We start from the raw sequence: 3899 nt of genomic DNA, 5'->3' as shown, positions 1-3899 counted from the left end.
GCTGTCCGCGCTGACCGCCCGGCTGCGCGCCGCCGGCGTGCGGCTGCGCCAGGAAACGGTGTGCGACGACGAATTGCGGCGCTCGGTGCGCGCGCTGCTGGGCAGCTACGGCTATCCGGACGTCACGGTGTCGCTGGACGCGCAGGGACGCGCGGATATCGACGGCCAGGTGGAGAGCGACGCCCGTTTCGCCGAGCTCTCCGCCGCGCTGGATCAATTGCCCGGCCTGCAGGGCTGGCGCTTCACCGATCGCGGCGCAGACGCCCTGGCGGCGCTGCTGGACCGCTTGCGGCAGGCTGGGCTGCTGTCCGGCCTCAGCGCGGCCAGAACGGAGCAGGGCTGGGTCTTGTCCGGACAGCTGGACGCCGCGCGCCAGGCCGCTTTGGACGCGCTGCTGGCTCGGTTCAACGCCGAAGCCGGCAAGAGCGGGCGCTTCCGCTTCATCAGCGCCGCCAGCACCGCCCAGCCGGCCGACTACCTGCCCGCCGCCATCTCAGGGGTGGGCGGCAATGTCCGGGAGCCTTATCTGGAGCTGGCCAACGGCATGCGCTTGCAGCCCGGCAGCCCGATCAAGCGGAGCATGCGCATCGTAGCGATCACGCCGGCCGGCGTTTCCATCGCCGGCAATCGACAACTGGTGTTCCTGCCCTTGCACGGCTGAACGGAGAGTTTCCATGCATACCTTGACCGAACTTGAAGACACACTGGCGGCCGATCCGAACGGCCGCGATCTGGGACGGATGCTGGCGGCGCTGGCCGCTGAGGCCGCCGATCTGGGACTGAGGCAGCGCCAGCCGCAAAGCGCCGCCGCCTACGCCAAGCTGGAGCGCCAGCGGCTGGCCTGCCTGGCGGCGATGCGGGTGGTCGACACCGTCTGGCATAGACGGCATCGCGGGACCGCCCAACTCAGGTGATGACCTGATGGAGCCGGCTGGAGCCCGGCGCGATGATGGCCATATGGTGAACAAAAGGAGCGCGCGATGACTTGTCTGCACATCATCCTGACAACGGAAGACGACATGGTACGCGTTGCCGGGCAAAGCTATCCGGTTCTCGGCCCCAGCCTGTTGCTGATGGCGGGAACGGGGACGCCGGAGCTGTCCGCGACGGGACGGGCCTACCCCGTTTCCGCCATGGAGCTGCAACTGGTTTACCGCGACATGCAGCAGCTGCTGCCGGACGGCGGCCGCGGCGCGATGCTGGACATCCCCCGCAACATCCCCGCCGAGGACGGCGTGCTGCGCGCGGCAGGGCAACTGGCCGAGGCCGACCGCTGCGCGATGCTGCGCTTTGTGCTGTCGTATTGCCTGGCGGTGGACGGCGAATACTGCGCGGCCCTGCTGCGCTATCTGGTGGCGGCCGACCTGGACCTGTTCGATTTCATCCACCGCCACCGGCTGCAGCCGTGGCCGGTGGCCCGCTACGCCGACGCGCTGGGATTGCCGCTGCGCAAGTTCAACCAGCTGTTCAAGGAAAAGTACGGCGTGTCCGCCAAGCACTGGCTGCTGGTGCAACGGCTGGAATACGCGAGGGGCTTGCTGGAAACCACCACCAAGAAAGTGATCGACGTGGCGCTGGAGTCAGGCTTCGGCAACCCGGCGCACTTTTCCGACAGCTTTCGCCGCCATTTCCGCATGTCGCCCAGCGACGTCAGGCGGGAGGCGCCGACCGTGCCGCTCGCGGCGTCGCTGCTGTTTTGAGTCAAGGAGCCTTTCATGAATATCGATTCCATCGTTTCCCAGATCGGCGGACAGATATCGCAGGCGGCCAACAACGCGGAGGCCGCCATGAACAGCGATGTGCAGAACAACCCGGAAAGCATGCTCAAGTCGCAGTACGCGCTGCAGCAGTACTCGGTGATGATCGGCTACGAAAGCTCGGTGATGAAGGCGGTCAAGGACATGATGATGGGCATCATCTCCAAGATCGGATGAAGAGCATGCGCGCAGAACTTCCCATTTCCCGCCTGGTGATCGAGGCCGGCTTCGCCGCCGTCAACCATGGCCTGCGGGCCGAGATGCACGACATCCTGGCCGCCTTGCCCGACTGGTTGGACGAGCCCGCCCAACTGGCGCGCTGCGAGGCCGTGCTGCTGTTCGGCCTGGGCCGCCGCCGGGCCGCCGCCGCCCGGCTGGCCGCCTTGCCTGATGACGATTGCGCCCCCTTGCGCGCCTTGCTGAACGCGACTTCTTCGGAGGAAAAATCATGAGCATAGAAGCCATTTCCCACGCCCTCGCCGCCCTCGCTCCGCTGGGGCAGAGCGAGGCGCCAGCGCCTGACGCCTCTTCCCAGCAGCGTTTCGCGGCCTTGCTGGACAGCCAGAAAGCGGCCGACTCGCCGGACGCGCTGTTCGCCGCCCAGAGCGTGCTCAGCGAGCTCACCGTCGGCTCCGAGTTGACCGCCAAAGTGGCGGGCTCGCTGACCCAGTCGATCAACAAGCTGGTCAGCATGCAATGAAAATCGCGCCTTGGATCCTGCTGCTGAGCGTCTTGCTGCTGGCCGGCTGCAAGAGCGAGCTTTACAGCAAGCTGGACGAGAGCGAGGCCAACCAGATGCTGGCGCTGCTGATGTACAACAAGATTCCGGCGGACAAGGAGGTGTCCAAGGACGGCGTGACGCTGAAGGTGGAGCGCGACCGTTTCGTCGACGCGGTGGAGGTGCTGCGCCAGAACGGCCTGCCGCGGCGCAAGACGGTGACCATGCAGGACCTGTTTCCCAGTGGCCAGCTGGTGTCGTCGCCGGAGCAGGAGGAAGCCAAGCTCAGCTATCTGAAGAGCCAGCAGCTGGAAAAGATGCTGTCCAGCATGGACGGCGTGGTGGCCGCCGAGGTGTCGGTGGCCGAGCCGCGCGGCGTCGACGGCGAAGCGCCGCCGCCGGCGTCGGCGGCGGTGTTCATCAAATACAGTCCGGAGGTCAACCTGGCCGCGCGCGAGCCGGAAATCCGCGCGCTGGTGCGGGACGGCATTCCCGGCCTGGCCGCCGATCGCATCAGCATCACCCTGCAGCGGGCGGAATACCGCTACCAGCCCGCGGCAGAGCCCAGGGCGCAAGCCATTCCCTGGCTGCCCATCGCCGCGGGAGGGGGAACCCTGTTGCTCGGCGGCCTGTGCATCGCCGCGCTGTGGTGGCGCCGCCGGCCGGAGGCCGTCGGATGAGCCCGGCCTTGCGGCGGCTGCACGCGCTGTGGCGGCGGCCGGGCCGGGAAATGGCCGATGGCTGGTGGGACAAGCTGGGCCTGGCCGGCTGGCGGTCCGCCTATGCAGGCCAGGCGCTGACGCGGCCGGCGCTGGACAGCCTGATCGCCAGCCGCCTGGGCCATGCGGGCGGCGCGCCCGAGCCGTCGCCATTGGCGGAGGCATTGCTGGAAGACGACATGCGCCGCGAGGCGCTGTGCGCGGCGCTGGGCCTGTGGGCCTTGCGCTGTCCCGATTATCTGCTGCTCAAACCTTACCGCGAGGCGCTGTCGCCTGTGCTGGACGCGCGCGCGCAGACGCAGTTGCAAGCGCTGTTGCCCAGGGGCGCAGCCGCCGCGGAGCTGACGCCGGCCGAACTGCCGGATGCCGCCCGCGCGCTGGGCGCCGCCTGGCTGGCGGACGCGGCCGAACCGTCGCTGCGTTTGTGCCGCCTGCTGTGGGCGCCTTCCGCGCAGGCAGCGCCGGCGGCGCCGCTTGAGCCGGCGCTGCAAAAATTGTCGAGGTGGCTATGAACAATCCGCTGCGAATCCCCGTGGCTGTTCTGCCGGGGCCATTGCCGGCGGCAACCGTGATTTCGGCCGCCGAACTGGCGGCCAGGCAGGACATATTGGCCGCGATGGAGGCGGAGAGGGCGGCGGCGCGCGACGACGCCGATGCCCTGCGCCGCCAGGCGCGGGCCGAACTGGAACAGGCCCGGCTCGACGC

Annotated in this window: 9 protein-coding genes; all 9 read left to right on the top strand. The window is 68.6% G+C overall.

What is annotated here, in order from left to right:
• A partial coding sequence (gene sctD, locus LQR33_RS23735; protein WP_231470701.1) for a type III secretion system inner membrane ring subunit SctD occupies positions 1 to 661 on the top strand: 661 nt, incomplete at its 5' end.
• Positions 662 to 674: 13 nt separating this feature from the next.
• Positions 675 to 914, top strand: a complete 240-nt coding sequence (locus tag LQR33_RS23730; RefSeq protein WP_104946555.1) for an EscE/YscE/SsaE family type III secretion system needle protein co-chaperone — start codon at positions 675 to 677, stop codon at positions 912 to 914.
• Between the two features lie 66 nt (positions 915 to 980).
• On the top strand, positions 981 to 1700 hold the full coding sequence (locus LQR33_RS23725) for a helix-turn-helix transcriptional regulator (RefSeq protein ID WP_231470699.1): 720 nt from the start codon (positions 981 to 983) through the stop codon (positions 1698 to 1700).
• Between the two features lie 15 nt (positions 1701 to 1715).
• Positions 1716 to 1934, top strand: coding sequence for a type III secretion system needle filament subunit SctF (gene sctF / locus LQR33_RS23720; RefSeq protein WP_021478894.1), 219 nt, complete (start codon positions 1716 to 1718; stop codon positions 1932 to 1934).
• Positions 1935 to 1939: 5 nt separating this feature from the next.
• The gene (locus LQR33_RS23715; protein ID WP_051238514.1) at positions 1940 to 2209 is read left to right on the top strand and encodes an EscG/YscG/SsaH family type III secretion system needle protein co-chaperone; all 270 of its coding nucleotides are present in this window, start codon (positions 1940 to 1942) and stop codon (positions 2207 to 2209) included.
• Positions 2206 to 2457: a type III secretion system inner rod subunit SctI gene (gene sctI, locus LQR33_RS23710; RefSeq protein WP_231179696.1), complete on the top strand. Its 252-nt coding sequence runs from the start codon at positions 2206 to 2208 to the stop codon at positions 2455 to 2457. Before LQR33_RS23715 ends, sctI begins: the two co-directional genes overlap by 4 nt.
• Positions 2454 to 3155, top strand: coding sequence for a type III secretion system inner membrane ring lipoprotein SctJ (sctJ, locus tag LQR33_RS23705; protein ID WP_104946557.1), 702 nt, complete (start codon positions 2454 to 2456; stop codon positions 3153 to 3155). The genes sctI and sctJ overlap by 4 nt, the downstream gene beginning before the upstream one ends.
• Complete coding sequence (locus tag LQR33_RS23700; RefSeq protein ID WP_166440858.1) at positions 3152 to 3706, top strand: type III secretion system domain-containing protein; 555 nt, start codon at positions 3152 to 3154, stop codon at positions 3704 to 3706. The genes sctJ and LQR33_RS23700 overlap by 4 nt, the downstream gene beginning before the upstream one ends.
• A partial coding sequence (locus tag LQR33_RS23695; RefSeq protein ID WP_231470697.1) for a hypothetical protein occupies positions 3703 to 3899 on the top strand: 197 nt, incomplete at its 3' end. The genes LQR33_RS23700 and LQR33_RS23695, both read left to right, overlap by 4 nt.

This window comes from Chromobacterium piscinae (genome assembly GCF_021129175.1).
In the GTDB taxonomy this organism is placed as follows: Bacteria; Pseudomonadota; Gammaproteobacteria; order Burkholderiales; family Chromobacteriaceae; genus Chromobacterium; species Chromobacterium piscinae.
The sequence above is the reverse complement of the archived record's forward strand: the minus strand, read 5'-3'. Positions and strand labels throughout refer to the sequence as shown.